20 protein-coding genes are annotated in these 15,314 nt (G+C 71.8%); 9 read left to right on the top strand and 11 right to left on the bottom strand.

The features are described from left to right. Positions 1-48 precede the first annotated feature (48 nt). Positions 49-1,788: a choice-of-anchor D domain-containing protein gene (locus tag DEI99_RS16890; protein ID WP_181434303.1), complete on the top strand. Its 1,740-nt coding sequence runs from the start codon at positions 49-51 to the stop codon at positions 1,786-1,788. A gap of 16 nt (positions 1,789-1,804) precedes the next feature. Here DEI99_RS16890 and DEI99_RS16885 read toward each other — a convergent pair whose 3' ends face one another. After that, positions 1,805-2,179, bottom strand: coding sequence for a MerR family transcriptional regulator (locus tag DEI99_RS16885; RefSeq protein WP_111040451.1), 375 nt, complete (start codon positions 2,177-2,179; stop codon positions 1,805-1,807). A gap of 89 nt (positions 2,180-2,268) precedes the next feature. On the opposite strand from DEI99_RS16885, the gene DEI99_RS16880 reads away from it, so the two are divergent. After that, the gene (locus DEI99_RS16880) at positions 2,269-2,982 is read left to right on the top strand and encodes an SDR family oxidoreductase (protein ID WP_111040450.1); all 714 of its coding nucleotides are present in this window, start codon (positions 2,269-2,271) and stop codon (positions 2,980-2,982) included. 133 nt (positions 2,983-3,115) lie between these two features. On the opposite strand, the gene DEI99_RS16875 is transcribed toward DEI99_RS16880, so the two are convergent. The 5 genes from DEI99_RS16875 to DEI99_RS16855 are packed head-to-tail and all read right to left on the bottom strand — an operon-like array spanning position 3,116 to position 6,997. Continuing rightward, positions 3,116-3,880, bottom strand: a complete 765-nt coding sequence (locus tag DEI99_RS16875) for a DUF1932 domain-containing protein (protein ID WP_111040449.1) — start codon at positions 3,878-3,880, stop codon at positions 3,116-3,118. A 33-nt stretch (positions 3,881-3,913) separates the two neighbouring features. Beyond that, entirely contained in the window at positions 3,914-4,669 is a 756-nt protein-coding gene (locus DEI99_RS16870; RefSeq protein WP_111040448.1) for an IclR family transcriptional regulator, read from the bottom strand. 33 nt (positions 4,670-4,702) lie between these two features. Next, on the bottom strand, positions 4,703-5,368 hold the full coding sequence (locus DEI99_RS16865) for an RraA family protein (RefSeq protein WP_284180893.1): 666 nt from the start codon (positions 5,366-5,368) through the stop codon (positions 4,703-4,705). Continuing rightward, positions 5,350-5,619 (bottom strand): hypothetical protein, encoded by a 270-nt coding sequence (locus tag DEI99_RS16860; protein WP_071258812.1) that lies wholly within the window; start codon positions 5,617-5,619, stop codon positions 5,350-5,352. The genes DEI99_RS16865 and DEI99_RS16860 overlap by 19 nt, the downstream gene beginning before the upstream one ends. Before the next feature lie 31 nt (positions 5,620-5,650). Further along, positions 5,651-6,997, bottom strand: a complete 1,347-nt coding sequence (locus DEI99_RS16855; RefSeq protein ID WP_111040446.1) for a TRAP transporter large permease subunit — start codon at positions 6,995-6,997, stop codon at positions 5,651-5,653. A gap of 188 nt (positions 6,998-7,185) precedes the next feature. Here DEI99_RS16855 and DEI99_RS16850 point away from each other — a divergent pair, with 188 nt between their 5' ends. Together DEI99_RS16850 and DEI99_RS16845 are read left to right on the top strand one after the other, a co-directional pair. Then, a complete protein-coding gene (locus DEI99_RS16850) occupies positions 7,186-7,683 on the top strand; it encodes a pyridoxamine 5'-phosphate oxidase family protein (protein ID WP_111040445.1) in 498 nt (165 codons plus the stop codon). 168 nt (positions 7,684-7,851) lie between these two features. Then, positions 7,852-8,385 carry a hypothetical protein gene (locus tag DEI99_RS16845; protein ID WP_146247038.1) on the top strand — a complete coding sequence of 178 codons (534 nt, stop codon included), beginning with the start codon at positions 7,852-7,854 and terminating at the stop codon, positions 8,383-8,385. A gap of 41 nt (positions 8,386-8,426) precedes the next feature. Here the strand turns inward: DEI99_RS16845 and DEI99_RS16840 are convergent, their stop codons facing one another. The 3 genes from DEI99_RS16840 to DEI99_RS16830 form a co-directional block, all read right to left on the bottom strand. Further along, positions 8,427-8,642: a hypothetical protein gene (locus tag DEI99_RS16840; RefSeq protein WP_111040443.1), complete on the bottom strand. Its 216-nt coding sequence runs from the start codon at positions 8,640-8,642 to the stop codon at positions 8,427-8,429. A 71-nt stretch (positions 8,643-8,713) separates the two neighbouring features. Continuing rightward, positions 8,714-9,550 (bottom strand): SDR family NAD(P)-dependent oxidoreductase, encoded by an 837-nt coding sequence (locus DEI99_RS16835; RefSeq protein ID WP_111040442.1) that lies wholly within the window; start codon positions 9,548-9,550, stop codon positions 8,714-8,716. Positions 9,551-9,620: 70 nt separating this feature from the next. Then, positions 9,621-10,199 (bottom strand): TetR family transcriptional regulator, encoded by a 579-nt coding sequence (locus DEI99_RS16830; RefSeq protein WP_181434302.1) that lies wholly within the window; start codon positions 10,197-10,199, stop codon positions 9,621-9,623. Between the two features lie 126 nt (positions 10,200-10,325). Between DEI99_RS16830 and DEI99_RS16825 the strand changes: the two genes are divergently transcribed. The 3 genes from DEI99_RS16825 (at position 10,326) to DEI99_RS16815 (ending at position 12,284) form a co-directional block, all read left to right on the top strand. Beyond that, the gene (locus tag DEI99_RS16825; protein ID WP_181434301.1) at positions 10,326-10,694 is read left to right on the top strand and encodes an RNA polymerase sigma factor; all 369 of its coding nucleotides are present in this window, start codon (positions 10,326-10,328) and stop codon (positions 10,692-10,694) included. 121 nt (positions 10,695-10,815) lie between these two features. After that, a complete protein-coding gene (locus tag DEI99_RS16820) occupies positions 10,816-11,418 on the top strand; it encodes a TetR family transcriptional regulator (RefSeq protein ID WP_181434300.1) in 603 nt (200 codons plus the stop codon). 80 nt (positions 11,419-11,498) lie between these two features. Next, a complete protein-coding gene (locus DEI99_RS16815) occupies positions 11,499-12,284 on the top strand; it encodes an SDR family oxidoreductase (protein ID WP_111040438.1) in 786 nt (261 codons plus the stop codon). 68 nt (positions 12,285-12,352) lie between these two features. On the opposite strand, the gene DEI99_RS16810 is transcribed toward DEI99_RS16815, so the two are convergent. Further along, the gene (locus DEI99_RS16810; RefSeq protein ID WP_111040437.1) at positions 12,353-12,787 is read right to left on the bottom strand and encodes a nuclear transport factor 2 family protein; all 435 of its coding nucleotides are present in this window, start codon (positions 12,785-12,787) and stop codon (positions 12,353-12,355) included. 109 nt (positions 12,788-12,896) lie between these two features. Between DEI99_RS16810 and DEI99_RS16805 the strand changes: the two genes are divergently transcribed. Beyond that, positions 12,897-13,493 carry a TetR/AcrR family transcriptional regulator gene (locus DEI99_RS16805; RefSeq protein ID WP_258369141.1) on the top strand — a complete coding sequence of 199 codons (597 nt, stop codon included), beginning with the start codon at positions 12,897-12,899 and terminating at the stop codon, positions 13,491-13,493. Positions 13,494-13,534: 41 nt separating this feature from the next. On the opposite strand, the gene DEI99_RS16800 is transcribed toward DEI99_RS16805, so the two are convergent. Continuing rightward, positions 13,535-14,176, bottom strand: a complete 642-nt coding sequence (locus tag DEI99_RS16800; RefSeq protein WP_111040435.1) for a helix-turn-helix transcriptional regulator — start codon at positions 14,174-14,176, stop codon at positions 13,535-13,537. Between the two features lie 195 nt (positions 14,177-14,371). Between DEI99_RS16800 and DEI99_RS16795 the strand changes: the two genes are divergently transcribed. Further along, positions 14,372-15,292, top strand: coding sequence for a bacteriorhodopsin (locus DEI99_RS16795; RefSeq protein WP_111040434.1), 921 nt, complete (start codon positions 14,372-14,374; stop codon positions 15,290-15,292). The last annotated feature ends 22 nt before the right edge of the window (positions 15,293-15,314 follow it).

Below are 15,314 nucleotides of genomic sequence, written 5' to 3'. Positions count from 1 at the left end.
GGGGACAGAACGGACCACGCAATGCGGCGCATCGCCCGCTCGGCAGCCATGAGCGCTGTCACCCTCCTCACCGCAGGACTGATCAGCACCATCGGCACATCGGCAGCAGACGCAGCAGACGCGGCCGCGACGCCCGGGGCGGTCCTGCAGATCGCATCCCCCTGGTACCAGACCCGGGGCGACGCCGAGTTCGCCGACGGGGACGACATCGAGGTCGTCACCGCCGACACCACTCACGGTGTCAGCGCGCGCACGACCGGGTCGAAGCGCGGGTCGTTCCGGCTGACCCCTCCGGAGGGGAAGCCGCTCACGACCGGGGCCTACTGGCTCGATCCCAACCGCCAACACAGCGAGGCGCTCCCGAGCCTCGAGATCGACGGGACGGACATCTACGGGGACTTCACCGTCCTCGACCTCGAGTCCGACCCGACGAACGGTCGGATCACCCGGTTCGACGCGGTCGTCCCCGGGATCGGCGAGTTCCGCTTCGGCTCGGACCCGGCCGGTTCGGTGGTCCTCGGCGCACGGAACGTCGTGTTCGAGAAGCGCTTCATCGGGCTGCCGAAGAAGAGCCAGGTCCAGACGGTCCACAACACGGGAACAGCGCCGGTGTCGTTGGGGAAGCCCGTCGTCACGGGGGTGGACGCGAAGTCGTTCTCCGTCAGCAACAGCACCTGCGCCGCCACGCTCGCCGCCGACGCGACCTGCACGTTCTCCATCAACTTCCGTCCGAGGGTTGCCGGGCCCGCCACGGCTGCGGTGAGCCTGCCCGTCGGGGCGACGACGCAGACGGTGGCGCTGACCGGTTCGGCGTTCCTTGGGAAGACGATGATCACCTCCTCCGGGAAGGACATGGTCAACAAGGGCAAGACGACGAAGGCCACCTCCGGCTCGACCCAGATGCTCATCTCGTACGCCGCGCTCGACTGGTGGTTCCGGGCGGACGACCTGGACGGCAGCGGCGGCATCGTCAGCGTCAGGCTCGGTGGTCCGTACGGCAAGGCGTTCCCGCTCGGGACGACGAAGACGTCACCCAGCGGGAAGTACTCGATCGTCACCACGGTGGACTCCTACGGGTGCGACACCACCGGCACGATGACGGTGAAGCAGTTCGCTCTGGACCCGGTGACCGGGTTGCCTGCCACGGTCGACATGTCGTTCACGCAGTACTGCGCGGACAAGATCGCGCAGCACGGCACGCTGCAGTGGCAGGCGCGTTCCGACGTCACGGCACCCGCGGCCCCGACCGGGGTCCGCGTCGCTTCGGCGACACCGACGAAGGTGAAGTGGACGTCCTCGGCCTCGAAGGACGCGACCTCGGTCGTCGCTCGACTCGTGCAGGGCGACGGTGCCGGCGCGACCGCGCAGAGCGGTGTGCCGCTGGTGGTCACCGGCGCCTCCGCAGCCGTGCCGAAGCTGCCGACGGGGCAGCAGTACACGATCGCCGTGTTCGCCGTCGACGGGACGGGGAACGTCAGCAAGGCCGCGTCCACGTCCTTCGGGACCGCCCCGGTGACCGTGACGGCTCCGGGTCGACCGACCGTCACCGGGACGACGACCGGTCCCGGCTCGGTCACCGTGACGTTCGACGCGCCGGCGAGTGACGGCGGACTGCCGATCACGAGCTACGTCCTCTCCGGCTTCCACTCCGAGCAGACCGTGTCCGGGACGTCGAGCCCGCTGACGCTCACCGGGTTGCCCGCCGGGAACAACCAGGTCACCGTCGTCGCGGTGAACGCAGCAGGCAAGGGCATGCCGTCCGCCGCCAGGGTGGTCACCGTCGAGTAGCGCCCGACGGGGACGCTCAGGCCACCGAGGGCTCTGCCCCGACCGGCTCGGCCCGGACCTCGGCATCGTCGATGAAGCGGTCGAGGCGGTCCTGCAGCTCGGTGAGCTCGGCGATCTGCGTCGCGAGCCTGGCGCGTTCCCCCTGCAGCAGCGACCGCTGCGCGGCGGTCGTCCGGCCGCTGCGCATGCAGGGCATGATCTCGGCGATCACCTTCGTCGGCAGTCCGGCGCGCAGGCAGTGCCGGATCAGTTCGACGTACGCGACGGCGGCGTCCCCGTAGTCACGCTGGCCGCCACCGGTCCGTTCCGACCGCAGCAGCCCCTGCTGCTCGTAGTAGCGGAGCGACCGCACGCTCGCTCCGGTCGCCTCGGCGAGTTCCCCGATCCGCATGCCGGCCCTCCTCGTGGCTCCGCTCTTGCACCTGACACTGGTGTCAGGTCCTACGGTCACGGTACAACCCACACGGAAGGACCACCACCATGCAGATCAGCGGAGCAGTCGCCCTCGTCACCGGCGCGAACCGGGGCCTCGGCCGCGAGTTCGCCCGCCAGCTCGTCGAGCGCGGCGCGACCGTCTACGCGACCGCCCGTCGACCGGAGTCGATCGACCTCGAGGGGGTCGTCGCGCTGCCGCTCGACATCACCGACGCCGACCAGGTGGCCGCCGCCGCGGCCCGCGCCGGCGACACCACCCTGCTCGTGAACAACGCCGGCATCTCGACGGGCGCCGACCTCGTGACGGGGGACCTCGAGCTCGCGCACCGTGAGATGGACACGCACTTCTGGGGCACCGCGTCGATGCTCCGGGCCTTCGCGCCGGTGCTGGGTCGGAACGGCGGGGGAGCAGCGGTCAACGTCCTCTCCGCCCTGAGCTGGTTCAGCACCCGGGGCGCGGGTGCGTACCACGCAGCCAAGGCGGCGGAGTGGGCGCTGACGAACAGCGCCCGGCTCGAGCTCGCCGAACAGGGCACCCTCGTGACCGCGGTGCACCTGGGTGCCGCGGACACCGACATCACCCGCGGATGGGACGGACCGAAGGTCAGCCCGCAGGCGGTCGTCGACGCCGTCCTCGCCGGCGTCGAGTCCGACGCGACCGAGGTGCTCGTCGACCCGTGGTCCGAGTTCGTCAAGACGGCGCTGACGGACCAGCCCGGCACGCGCGACGCGCGCATCGCGGCAGCCTTGGCGGGCTGAACCGAGGGCGGACGGGAGGCGCGGGTCGGGCCCGACCCGCGCCTCCCGTCCGCCTCCCGGCACGTCGCGAACGCCGCGCCGCACGCGGTGACCGCGCCGGAGGGGACCCGCTACTCGTCGCCGGCGCTGGCCGCTACGCGGCGGCGAGCCGCTCGAGCACCCGGCGCGACGCGGCCGACATCTCGGGGCGCACGCCGAGGCGCTCGAGGTACTCCGACACGGACTGCATCTCGTGCGCCCGTCGCACGGCGTGCTTCCGGCTGCCCGACTCGTACCGCTCGATCTTCGCGTCGGCGTCCCCGGAGAGCTGCGCCGCGATCTGCGCGTGCACCCAGTCCTCGCAGCCCGCGGCGCGGCCGGCCTCGAGTGCCTCGACGACGACGGTCGCCAGGCTCTTCATGAGCACGCTCCGCAGCAGCTTCCGCGAGGTCGCGGTACCGGCCGGGCCGTCGACGTGCTCGACGTCGGACCCGAGCGAGGTGAGCAGCTCCCCGACGACGTCCGCTGCCCCGCCGGACACGATCGTCTCCGTCGCGGCGCCCTTGAGCGGTACCGGGCCGAGGATCGCGACGTCCGCGAACCGACCACCGGCCGCGACGATGCCCTGCTCCGCGGTGACCATGTCCTCGGGCGAGGCGGTCGTGAAGTCCGCGTAGACCGCGCCGGGGGTGATCGCCCGCGCGGCGTCCTCCGCGATCGAGCGGCTGAGGGCGGCTCCGGTCAGGACGATCGTCAGCTCGCTGGCGGCGACGACCTCGCCGACGGAGCCGAGCCGCTCGACGCCGTCCGGAGCCGGTGCGGGGGCGGGGTCGAAGCCCCGGACCTCGTGACCGGCGGCGACGACGGCCGCCGCGTAGATGGACCCGGCCTCGCCGAGACCGATGAACCCGACTCGCATGGTGTTCCTCTCCTGCGAGCCGTGGCTCGCTTCCTACCGACCGACCGCCTGCGCGGCCCGACGGACCTCCGGGACCAGTGCCTCCAGTCCCGCTCTGTCGTTGTGTTCTGCCGGACCGGACGCCGAGACGGATCCGATCACGGCTCCGCGCTGGTCGAAGACCGGCGCGCTGACCGCGGCGACGGCGACGTCACGCTCGGCGATCGAGACGTGGAAGCCGTCCCGGTGGATCGCGTCGAGCGACGAGCGCAGCTCGTCCGCGGGCACCGTGCGGCCGTTCGCGTCCGACGTGTCGCCGTGGCGCGCGAGGATGTCGTCGCGTTCCTCCGGCGTCGTGAAGGCGAGGATCGTCTTGCCGGCGCCGACCACCAGGGGGAGCCGCCGACCGACCGGCAACTGGTAGCGCAACGGGTCCCGGCCGTCGACGCGCGCGGTGAGGATGCGCTCCTCGCCGGTGCGCACGTAGAGCGACGTCGTGAGGTGCGTGGAGTCGGCGAGCTGCTGGAGCACACCGCGTGCCCGGGTCGTGAGCGGGTCGCCGACGAGGTAGCCGTGCGCCAGACCGAGCGCTCCCGCTCCCAGTCGGTACTCCCCGCCGTCGTGCTGCACCAGGCCGCGGCGCTGCAGTACACCGACGATGCGCAGCGCCGTGGCGGCGTGCAGGCCCGTGCCCCGGCTCAGGTCGACCAGCCGGAGCGGGCGGGCGCTCCGCTCGAGGAGTTCGAGCACGTCGAGCGCACGTTCGACGCTGCGGACCGTCGGCTGGGAGGTCTGCCCGTCGGTTGCCATGACGCCATTGTGGCGGACCGTCTCGCCGCACCGTCACTCGGACCTCGACGCGGCGACGATCTCGTCGCGGATCCGGGTCTCGTCGGCGTGCTTCGCCTCTGCTCGGGTGAGCACCTCGGCGGCCTCGGCTGCGGGCACCACCGCGACGCCGTCCCCGTCGGCCACGACGACGTCGCCGGGGTGGACGACGACACCGCCGATCGCCACCGGCAGCCCGACGCGGAAGGGTCCGTTGCGGTAGGGGCCGGCGGGGGTGACGGCGCGGGCGAACACCGGGAAGCCGATCTCCTCGAGGTCGCCGACGTCGCGGACGGCGCCGTCGACGACGAGTCCGACGCACCCGCGTGCGCGGAGGCGCTCCGCGATGAGCTCGCCGACCAGGGCGCGGTCACGGACGGCGTGGCCGTTCACGACGAGGACGTCGCCCGGCCGCAGGGTGTCGAGCGCCTCGTGGACGCCGGCGTTGTCGCCGCCCGCGACCTCGACGGTGCGCGCGGTCCCGGCGGTGCGCGCACCGCGCCAGACGGGCCCGATCTCGGCGTCCACGACGCCGAGGCGCTGCATGGCGTCGCCGATGTTCGCGACCGGCAGGGCGCCGAGCCGGTCGACGACGTCCTGGGTGACGGTGGGCTCGGTGTGCTCGGTGTGCCCGGTGTGCTCGGTGTGCTGGGTGTGCTCGGTCATTCGTTCGACTTCCATCCGTGTGCGTAGGCGAGGAGCAGGGTCCAGATGCCGAGGGCGCCGCCGACCCCGAACGTCCACGGGGCGAGGGCGGCTGCGGCCGCGGAGACGAGCGCGGCGTCGAGGACCAGGACGCCGACGAGCTGCAGCAGCACCATGACGGTGCCGAGCGCGAGCATCGAGACGAGCAGGACGACGAACACGGCCGTCATGCCGGTGGCGATGCGCTTCCGGGTCGGACCCGTCGTGGGTCCCGTGGGGTCTGCCATGGTGCAGTCCTTCCGATCGGTGGGGACGGGTTCAGTGGGGGACGGGCAGCCAGCCCGGCCCGATGAGCGCGGCGATGAGCAGGATGGGGACGACGTACAGGACCACGAGCGGGACGAAGGTCTTCACCGGGTTGACCCCCGCGATCCCGGTCGCGATGTAGATGGCCGACGCTCCGGGCGGCGAGGCTCCCTCGGTCGAGGCCGCCACCAGGACGACGCAGGCGGCCAGCACGGGGTCGACACCGGCGACGACGAGGACGCTGAAGCCGATGCCGCCGATCGTGGCGATGGTCGCGGTGGAGCTGAGCGGGCCGGCGACCAGCACGACCATCACGGCGACGATCACGCTCATCACGACGGGGGAGGCGTCCAACCCGTTGAGCACGGCCGCGAGCTGGTCGGCGAGCCCGAGCTCGGTCAGCACGGCACCGCCGGCGAACGCGAAGACGAGGGTCGCACCGATGTCGCGGTAGCGCGGCGCGGTCTTCGCGACGAAGTCGTACCACCCTCGGGTGCCCTTCGGCAGCTTCTTCCGGCCGAGGAGCAGTGCCAGCAGGCCGAGGAGCACGGGGATCCAGACGACGATGCTGATGGTGTCGGCCGCGTCCTCGCCGAGCGCGTCCGTGACGAACGCACCACTCGGGCCGAGCGTCACGAACACCGGGACGAGGATGCCGAGGAACACGAGCAGCGACGTCCACCCGTGTCGGAAGGACTGGCGGAAGGGGCTGATGTCCTCTGCCGGGACGCGCTGGATGCGGTGCCGACGGACGAAGTAGGCGATGACGATCAAGCGCCACAGCACGCACCACCCGGCGGCGACGAACATCGCGGGCAGGAGCTCGCCGATCGTGATGAGCGGTGCGACCGTCGCGGTACCGATGAGGATGAAGAACGAGGCGCTGGGCGGGATCACCGTGCCGTTGCCGGCGTTCCCCGCGACGACGGTGGCAGCCACGGGGGCGGGCCACTGCGACCGCTTCATCCACGGGATGGTGACGGTGCCGAGCGTCGCCGCGTTCGCGGACCCGGAGTGCGCGACCGAGCCGAACAGCGCCGAGCCCACGGTCGCGACGTAGCCGGCCCCGCCGGGCAGCCGGCCGAGCAACGAGTTGAGGATCTCGACCTGCCGGTCGATGACCCCGGTCGACGCCAACAGGAACCCGACGAACGTGAAGGCGAGCGCGGCGAACACGATCTCCTCGTTGAAGGCGTCCTGCAACCCGAACACCAGCAGCTCGAGGAACCGGGTGCCGCCGAACGCGCAGACGACGAGGAACCCGACGACCATCCCCTCGCCGATACCGCGGCGGAGCGCCACGCTCCAGATCACGATCGTGCCGATGTAGGCGATCAGCGCCCAGACGGCCAAACCCATGTGCGACTCACTCTCCGTTGAGGGTCATTTCACCTGATGCAACGTTCTTGCATCTGTTGATAGAGCAAAGCAGCAGCGTCGGCACACGTCAAGGGACTCGGGCTCGTCACCGACCGTCGAACCTCGCAACGCGCACGGCATCGCGGTGGTGGACTGGCAGGAACCGCAGCACGATGAGGAGCTCCACCATGACCGACTCCACCACTCCGGAACAGCGTCACGTCGCCGACCTGGTCAGCGACGCGAAGGTCGCGATGCTGACGACCATGACCACCGACGGCCGCCACGTGAGCCGCCCGATGGCCCTGCAGGAAGCCGAGTTCGACGGCGACCTCTGGTTCTTCGCCTACGAGGACTCGGCCAAGGTGCAGCAGATCGGGAGCCACCCCGAGGTCAACGTGTCGTTCTCGGACACCAAGGGCCACTCGTGGACCTCGGTGACCGGTCGGGCGACGGTGGTGCACGACCGCCAGAAGGCCGAGGCGCTGTGGTCGAAGCCCCTGCGCGCCTGGTTCCCCGAGGAGCTCGAGACCCCCGGACTGACCCTGCTGAAGATCGAGACCGACTCCGCCGAGTACTGGGAGGGTCCGGACAGCACGGTCGCGTTCGTCGCCCAGACGGTCCGGGCCGCGGTCACGCGCGAGCCGAAGCGCGACGCGATCGAGAACGACACCGTCCAGCTCTGAACGCTCCGCCGTCGGTGACGGGAGGCGCGGGTCGGGCCCGACCCGTGCCTCCCGTCCGTCGTCGGCGCGGGCTGCGCGACCTGGTCCGACGTGCAGGACGCGCCCGTGTCGCAGCGCGCGGAGGGCGCGCGCCGCTGGTCCGTCCGGGCCGGCAGTAGCCTCGTGCGCGTGGGCATCCCGGAGTTCGACGTCGAACCCGCGGTCGGGCCGCGAGCGTGGGCGGTGGTGCTCGGTGCGGTGAGCGTGCTCGCGGGTGTCCTCGCCGTCATCGGCTGGCCGTTGCCCGTCATGTCCGGCCGTCACGGCCACGACCCGCTCGCGTGGGAGCTGACCGTCGGGGCCGTCGAGGACTGGCTCGCGCACGACGGCTGGCGGATGTCCGGTACGTCCTGGGTCCACGGGGCTGTGGCCGTCGCCGCGCTCGCGGGGGCGGTCGTGCTCCTCCGGCCGGCCTGGAGCGGGGTGCGGAAGGCGGTCGTGGTCGTCGTCCCCGCCGGCGTGCTGCTCGTCCTCGGTCCGGCGGTGCAGTGGGCGCTCGGGCTGCCCTGGTCGAACTACGAGGACCGGTCGACCGGTGCGATGGCCCTCGGCATCCTCGTCGTGGTCACCGTCACCGTCGGGGCCGCCGTGCTCGCTGCTGCGGTCCGGCGTGGCCGTCCCGACGACGTGGACGCACCGTTCGGCGGCCGTCGGCGACCCTGATCCGGACGTCACTGCGCAGGAGCGACCGCGTCGTCCCCGGGCTACCGGTCGTCCCTCCGCTGCCGGCCGCGGAGCGCACGACGCCAGAGCCGCACCCCGACGACGAGCAGCAGGACACCGAGGGCGGCGTTGAGCACGACGAGGAGCACGTCGGCGTCCGGACGCCAGAGCCGCACGACCGACGTCACGACGAAGACGAGGCCGAGGATGATCGCGCCGGTGCCGAGGACCTTCGCGCTCACGGTGTCGACGTCCATGTGGGCAACGTACCGGCCCCGGGCCGCGGCGGGTCCGCGTGCCCGCAGCGGCCGGGACCGTCCCGTGTCGGTCAGCGCTGGTTGTACTCCGCCGCGGCGGCGACGACGTCCGTCGCGAAGCTGCCCTGCGTGACGGCGGTCGCGCCACCGTCGACCGGGATCGTCACGCCGGTCACGTAGTCGGCGAGGTCGCTCGCCAGGAACGTCGCGACCTTCGCGATGTCCTCGGCGGTCCCGGTGCGCTGGAGCGGCTGCGTCGACCCGAGCCGGTCGGCGAGGAAGTCGGCGAAGGGCACGGCCTCCTCGACAGGGACGCCGAAGGTGCGCGCCATGATCGGCGTCATGATGATGCCCGGTGCGATCGCGTTGGAGCGGATGCCGAGGGGGGCGAGTTCGGCGACGGCCTGCCGGACGACGCCGACGACGGCGTGCTTCGCGATCGTGTAGCCCGCTGCTGACCAGCCACCCTGCAGCCCTGCCGCGGACGCGGTGGAGATGATCGATCCGCCCGTGCCCTGCGCCCGGAACTGGCGCGCGGCGTACTTGTGTCCGAGCACCACCGAGCGCGTGAGCAGGGCGAGGGTCTTGTCGAACCCGGCCGAACCGATCTCGAGGATCGACGACGGGTCGCCCTGCGCTCCCGCGTTGTTGTGGATGACGTCGAGCTTGCCGAAGCGGTCGACGGTCGTGGCGACGAGCGCCTCGATCGCCGACTCGTCGGTGACGTCGGTGTGCACGTACAGGGCGTCCTCGCCCAGGCGGTCGGCGACGGCGCCGCCGAGGTCGTCCTGGATGTCGGCGATGGCGACCTTGGCGCCTTCCTGCACGAATCGTTCGACCGTCGCCAGACCGATGCCGCTGGTCCCGCCGGTGACGATGGCGACCTTGCCGTCGAGCAGTCCTGTCATGGTTGTTCCCTCGTTGTCCTGGCCCTCGTGTCTGCGCGCCGTCGTGGGGCCGGTCCGACGGCGCGATCCGTCATCGTCGGCGGATGGCTCCTGACGCGAAGGCGTCGATCGTCTGCAGGTAGACCGCCTCGGGGTCGGCTCCGGTCGTGACCATCGACTCGAGTGCGATCCGGGTCGAACTGGCGACGGCGGCTGCGGCAGCGCGAGCGGGGGAGGTGTCGGGCTCCAGCCCGAGGTGCGGTGCGAGGACGGGTGCGAGCGAGCGCTCGCCGTCGTGCACCTTCCGCAGGAACACGGACCACATCTCGGCGTCGCGGAAGACCAGGGGGAAGAGCGCTGCCGTGCGCTCGCGGACGCTGCCGCCGAGCGACGCCGCGAAGGCCCCCTGCAGGACGTCGCGGACGTCGACGGACGTGCTTGTCCCGGCGACCGCGGCGTTGAACCGACGGGTCGTCCAGTCGAACAGGGGGCTGACCGAGTCCGCCTTGATCGGGAAGTACCGGTGGAACGTGCGCTGCGAGATCCCGATCGCCTCGGCGATCTCCGCGACCGTGAGGTCGACGCTCCGGCGGTCGGTGAACAGCTCGGCGCAGCGTTCCGACGCACGCAGGCGCGACGCTTCGAGCGGTGGGAGGACGTCGTCGTGCACGATCATCACGCTACTCGCCTGTGGCAGAAACTGCCACATCGGCTCCGACCTCCTGACCCGCGCGCCCGGACACGCCCCGCCGCGGCGAAGATGGAACTCTCCACCCAGGACCGCGCAACACCAACTGTGACCACCGAGAACCCCCCCCCACCAGGAGCCGCGGAGCTCGGTCGACTGTTCGACGAGCACGGTCGACGCATCCTGCTCTACCTCGCGCGTCGGACCGACCTGCAGAGCGCCGAGGACATCCTCGGCGAGACGTTCGTGACGGCGCTCGTCCGGTGGGGGTCGTTCGACCCGGACCGGCAGGAGCCGCTGCCGTGGCTGTTCGACATCGCGTCGAACCTGCTGCACCGGCACTGGCGCTCGCAGCGGCGGGCGGACCGGGCGATGTCCCGGGTCGCCGTGCCCGAGCGCCTCGAGGACGCCAGCGTCGCCCTGCGCGTCACCCCGGTGGACGACCGCCCCCGATCGGCGACCGGGTCGCGATCGTGACCACCCGGCGGACGGGAGGCCCGGTGCCAGCTGGCACCGCGCCTCCCGTCCGTCCGTGGTCCCGTCGGCCGCTGCAAGCATTTTCCGGACAGGTGACCGGAAAAGTCGTAGGCTGGCGCCCGTGCAGCGAAGCCTCCCGACCCGCGCGGCCGATCCCCGCCCCGCGCGGACGCGCGCGGCGATCATCGCCGCGACCGAACACCTCGTCGCCGAGGACCACACCGCCGAGGTGTCCGTCAACGCCGTCGTGCGCGCTGCGGGCGTGAGCCGGAGCGCGTTCTACGCCCAGTTCTCGGACCTCGACGAACTCGCGGTGGCGATGCTCGTCGACGCGTTCCGCGAGATCGGCCTCGACGACCTGCGCGGGCGGGCCGCTGCCGCCGGCGACGACCGACGGCGGTTGGCGCTGGCGTCGAACCGCCGTCTCGTCGAACACCTGGCGGCGCGGTACCCGTTCTACCGGGCCTCGCTCGACTGGCGGTTGTCGGGCCGCGTCCACGAGACCGTCGTGGCGGCCTACGCGGACCAGGTCGCATCCACCATGGAGGCGCTCGGTGACCGCGTGCCGGCCGGGCTCGACCGGTCGGACACCGCGCGGTTCATCGCCGGCGGCGCGGTCGCGTTGCTGACGACGTGGCTCCGAGCGGACGCCCCGGCGCAGCAGGAGCGCATCGTCGCACGGCTGCTCGCCGTGATGCCGGACTGGCTGGTCGGTCCCGACTGAGCCGCAGGACTTCTCCGCCACCCGAGCGGAGCTCGCGCGTCACGTGACGCGCCGACGTCGAAGAAGACGGAAGGAACACCATGAGCAGGACCTACGTGGTCACCGGCACCGCGTCCGGCATCGGCAAGGCGACGGCGGAGCGCCTCCGCGCGGACGGGCACGAGGTGATCGGCGTCGACGTCAAGGACGCCGACGTCGTCGCCGACCTCAGCACCGCCGAGGGGCGCACCGCCCTCGTCCACGACGTCGCACAGCGTTCGGGCGGGCGGATCGACGCGGTCGTCGCCGTCGCCGGCCTGGTGGCGGCGAGCCCCGTCACCGTCGGGGTGAACTACTTCGGCGCGATCGCCACGCTCGAGGGGCTCCGGCCGCTCCTCGCCGGTTCCGACGCCCCGCGTGCGGTCGTCGTCGCGTCACTCGCCGCACTCGAGGAGGTCGACGAGGGGCTGTACGAGCGCCTGCTCGCCGCCGACGAACCGGGGGCCCGCGCCGAGGCCGAGCGCATCGGGACCGCCACGAACGCCGCCGGGTCGAGCGCGATCTACTCCACCACGAAGAAGGCGATCGCCCAGTGGGTGCGGCACCACGCGAAGGACCCGGAGTGGGCCGGAGCCGGCATCGCGCTCAACGCCATCGCTCCCGGGGTGATCGAGACGCCGATGACCGCCGGTGCCCTGCAGACCGCAGAGGGACGCGCCGCGCTCGACGCCGGGGCGCCGTCGCCGCTCAACGGCCCGGCCGCACCGCCCACCGCCCCGGCAGCGCTCCTGGCGTGGCTCGCCGGTGCCGAGAACACGCACGTCACCGGTCAGGTCGTGTTCATCGACGGCGGTGCGGAGAGCATCCGCCGACCCGACCTGGTCTGAACCAGTCGCGCCGAGGGCCTGCCGCTCGTGCAGCAGGGCCCTCGGCGCTCAGGCGGCGTCCTCGTCGTTCAGGCGGCGTCCTCGGCTCGGGCGGCTCGGGCGGGGACGATCCGCCGCTCGGCGATCCGCCAGCCATCGGGCTCGCGGCGCACGACGTCGTGGTTCACGACGGCGGTCACCGATCCGTCGGGCATGAGCATGAGCCCCTTCGAGTCGACGGTCGCCTCGTCGCCGCTCCGGCCGGCGACGACCACGTTCGTGACGAGGTGCGCGACCGGGCCGTGCTCGGCCATCGCGCCTGCTGCGGCCCGTGCGCCGTCGATCCCGGTGATGACCGGCATGCCGAGCGCGCTCATGTCGTACACGACGTCCGTGGTGAAGACGGACCCGATCTCGTCGAGCCTGCCGTCGTCGAAGACGTGGCCCACCAGGGCCAGCACCTCGCCGATCGCCACGTGGTCGTCGGTTTCCGTGAGCCTGTCGTCGTCCGTGTGCACAGCCATGTCGTTCGTCCTTCCGTCCGACGGCCGCGGTGACCGTCACGGCTGATGGTACTCAGTACCAAACGGAACGCAATACCTCTGTACTCGCGGTGGGCGGTAGCCTGTGCAGGTGCCTCAGACGCCCCCGCTCATCGAGCGCAAGCAGCGTGCCGCCCGGGACCGCATCGTGCGTGCCGCGGGCGAGCTGTTCGCCGAGCGCGGCTTCGCGGACGTGTCGGTGTCCGACATCGCCGAGCGGGCCGAGGTCGGGCGGACCACGTTCTTCCGCCACTTCGGCGACAAGCAGGAGGTCGTGTTCGCCCGCGAGCAGTCGCTGCTCGAGGCCCTCACCGCGGAGCACCTGGGCGACGTGGACCCCGGTGACCGGTCGGCGCGGAGCGCGGTCGCAGCGCTGCAGCCCCTGGTGCTGCGTCTCTGCGCCCACGTCACCGAGGACCCCGAGGACTTCGCCCGGCACGAACGGCTCGTCGCGGCGAGCACCGAGCTCCGGGGGCGCAGTGCCGCGAAGGCACAGCTCGTCGCCGAGCGGTTGAGCGCCCTCCTGGTGGACGGCGGCTGGGACGAGCCGACGGCGCGCTTCGCCGGGCAGATCGCCCTGGCCTGCTCCGCCACCGCCCGGGCATTGTCGGGCCGCCCGGAACGCCTGGTTGACGACACGCGTGCGGCGTTCGAGCGGGCGCTCACCCTGGGTGCCGATCCGACCTGACGTCCGCTGCCCGGTGGTCGGTCTGTGCGCTTTCCGGCCGCTCAGCGGTCGATGCTTCGGTGGTCCGGCCGGAAGCCGTGTTCGGATCCCCACAGGACCGCGTCGACCCGGTTCACGGCGCCGATCTTGCTGTAGAGCGTGCGGATGTGGGTCTTCACCGTGTTCGGGCTCAGGTGGACCAGTTCGGCGATCTCGGCGTTGCGCTTGCCCTGCGTGATGAGGGCGAGGATCTCGGACTGCCGGTCCGAGACGCCGTGCTCCCGACCGGGCCAGTCGACGCCGGGGCCGCTCGGCACGCGTCGCCTCGGCGACCCGATCACCGACTCGCCAGCGGCCACGCGCAGCAGGCCGTCGGCGAGCTCCGCGCCCGAGATGCTCTTCGCGAAGTACCCGGTGGCGCCCCGGCAGGTTGCGGCTCTGATCAGGGATTCGTCCATCTTCCAGGTGAAGACGGCGACGGTGCGGATCTTCGGGTTCGTCACGAGGCGGGACACGTCCTCGTCGTCGGGCTCCGGCTGCGCGAACGTGTCGTAGAGCGCGACGTCGACGTTCACCGAGACCCGCTCACGGGCGTCGAGCTGCACGATCTCGAGCCGGTCGGCGAACGGCGCGAGCATGTCGGCGAGCCCGCGCAGGACGAGCTCGTAGTCGTTGACGAGCGCGACGCGGATGCGCTCCGGCATGGTGGATCCTCCCTGTTTCACCCCTGGGGGTGAGACGACTCGTCGAGCTCGGGCGTTCGCTCGGTGCTGTCACGTTACGGACGCGTTCGTACCCCGTTCGCAGCCGTACCTGGAAATCGGTCGATCCGGGCGGGAGCACGTTCTCCTCGGCGGACAGCTCGATCGCCGCATGCTCACACCTGGAAGGACCCCCACATGCCCGATGCACTCGCTCCGTGGAACGCGACCCTGTCGCTCGCCGAGCACTCGATCATCGTCTACGCACTCTCCGTCGCCGGCCTCGCCCTCTTCGCGTTCTTCGTGAAGTCGTGGGTGTCGACGAACGAGATCACCGGCCGGTTCCGGTCCGGCGTCTACGCCGGCATGTGCATCACCGGCATCGCCTTCCTGTCCTACGTGCTGCTGGTCATCGAGTTCGCGCTCGGCTACGAGCGCAAGGGCGACTCGTGGGTCCCGAACGCCAACGCGATCCTGTCGTGGGCCCCGCGGTACTTCGACTGGACCGTCACCGTCCCGCTGCTCGTCATCGAGCTCCTCGCCGTCGCGACCCTCGTCGGCGCCGCGGCCCGCCGCCTGCGCGCCGTCGGCATCGCCGCCGCGTTCCTGATGATCAGCACCGGCTTCATCGGCGGCGTCGTCATCGACTCGGGCACGAACACCGGCGCCCTGTGGCTCTGGGGCATCATCTCCGGCATCTTCATGGTCGTCCTGTACGTGCTCGTGGTCTACGTCGTCGTCAAGGGCGGCCGCGACCTCCGGGGCACCGAGGCGGCGGGGACGCTCCGCAACACCGGCATCCTGCTCATCGTCACGTGGCTGGCCTACCCGATCGTCTTCGGCCTGCAGGGCTGGGGCCACGGCGGCGCCGTCATCACCTGGATGCAGGTCATCCTGTCGGCCGCGGACATCGTCGCGAAGGTCGGCTTCGGCTCGATGATCCACAAGATCGCCAAGCTCCGCTCGGCCGAGGACGTCCGCGCCGGGGTCGACACCCTGCCCGAGGCGCTCTGGATCTCGTCCGAGAAGCTCTCGGACGGCACCATCCCGAACACCGCCACGGTCCACCACACGCAGCACTCCGGCAGCGCTGCCGGTGAGCACCTTGGTCGCCACTGACCGACACGTCGCGGTGGACCCG

The sequence above is a fragment of the Curtobacterium sp. MCLR17_036 genome (assembly GCF_003234445.2).
Lineage (GTDB): Bacteria > Actinomycetota > Actinomycetes > Actinomycetales > Microbacteriaceae > Curtobacterium.
The sequence above is the reverse complement of the archived record's forward strand: the minus strand, read 5'-3'. Positions and strand labels throughout refer to the sequence as shown.

Coding starts and splice junctions, on each gene's coding strand:
- DEI99_RS16890 (WP_181434303.1), top strand. CDS start 49: ATGAGCGCTGTCACCCTCCTCACCGCAGGACTGATCAGCACCATCGGC.
- DEI99_RS16885 (WP_111040451.1), bottom strand. CDS start 2,179: ATGCGGATCGGGGAACTCGCCGAGGCGACCGGAGCGAGCGTGCGGTCG.
- DEI99_RS16880 (WP_111040450.1), top strand. CDS start 2,269: ATGCAGATCAGCGGAGCAGTCGCCCTCGTCACCGGCGCGAACCGGGGC.
- DEI99_RS16875 (WP_111040449.1), bottom strand. CDS start 3,880: ATGCGAGTCGGGTTCATCGGTCTCGGCGAGGCCGGGTCCATCTACGCG.
- DEI99_RS16870 (WP_111040448.1), bottom strand. CDS start 4,669: ATGGCAACCGACGGGCAGACCTCCCAGCCGACGGTCCGCAGCGTCGAA.
- DEI99_RS16865 (WP_284180893.1), bottom strand. CDS start 5,368: ATGGAAGTCGAACGAATGACCGAGCACACCCAGCACACCGAGCACACC.
- DEI99_RS16860 (WP_071258812.1), bottom strand. CDS start 5,619: ATGGCAGACCCCACGGGACCCACGACGGGTCCGACCCGGAAGCGCATC.
- DEI99_RS16855 (WP_111040446.1), bottom strand. CDS start 6,997: ATGGGTTTGGCCGTCTGGGCGCTGATCGCCTACATCGGCACGATCGTG.
- DEI99_RS16850 (WP_111040445.1), top strand. CDS start 7,186: ATGACCGACTCCACCACTCCGGAACAGCGTCACGTCGCCGACCTGGTC.
- DEI99_RS16840 (WP_111040443.1), bottom strand. CDS start 8,642: ATGGACGTCGACACCGTGAGCGCGAAGGTCCTCGGCACCGGCGCGATC.
- DEI99_RS16835 (WP_111040442.1), bottom strand. CDS start 9,550: ATGACAGGACTGCTCGACGGCAAGGTCGCCATCGTCACCGGCGGGACC.
- DEI99_RS16815 (WP_111040438.1), top strand. CDS start 11,499: ATGAGCAGGACCTACGTGGTCACCGGCACCGCGTCCGGCATCGGCAAG.
- DEI99_RS16810 (WP_111040437.1), bottom strand. CDS start 12,787: ATGGCTGTGCACACGGACGACGACAGGCTCACGGAAACCGACGACCAC.
- DEI99_RS16800 (WP_111040435.1), bottom strand. CDS start 14,176: ATGCCGGAGCGCATCCGCGTCGCGCTCGTCAACGACTACGAGCTCGTC.
- DEI99_RS16795 (WP_111040434.1), top strand. CDS start 14,372: ATGCCCGATGCACTCGCTCCGTGGAACGCGACCCTGTCGCTCGCCGAG.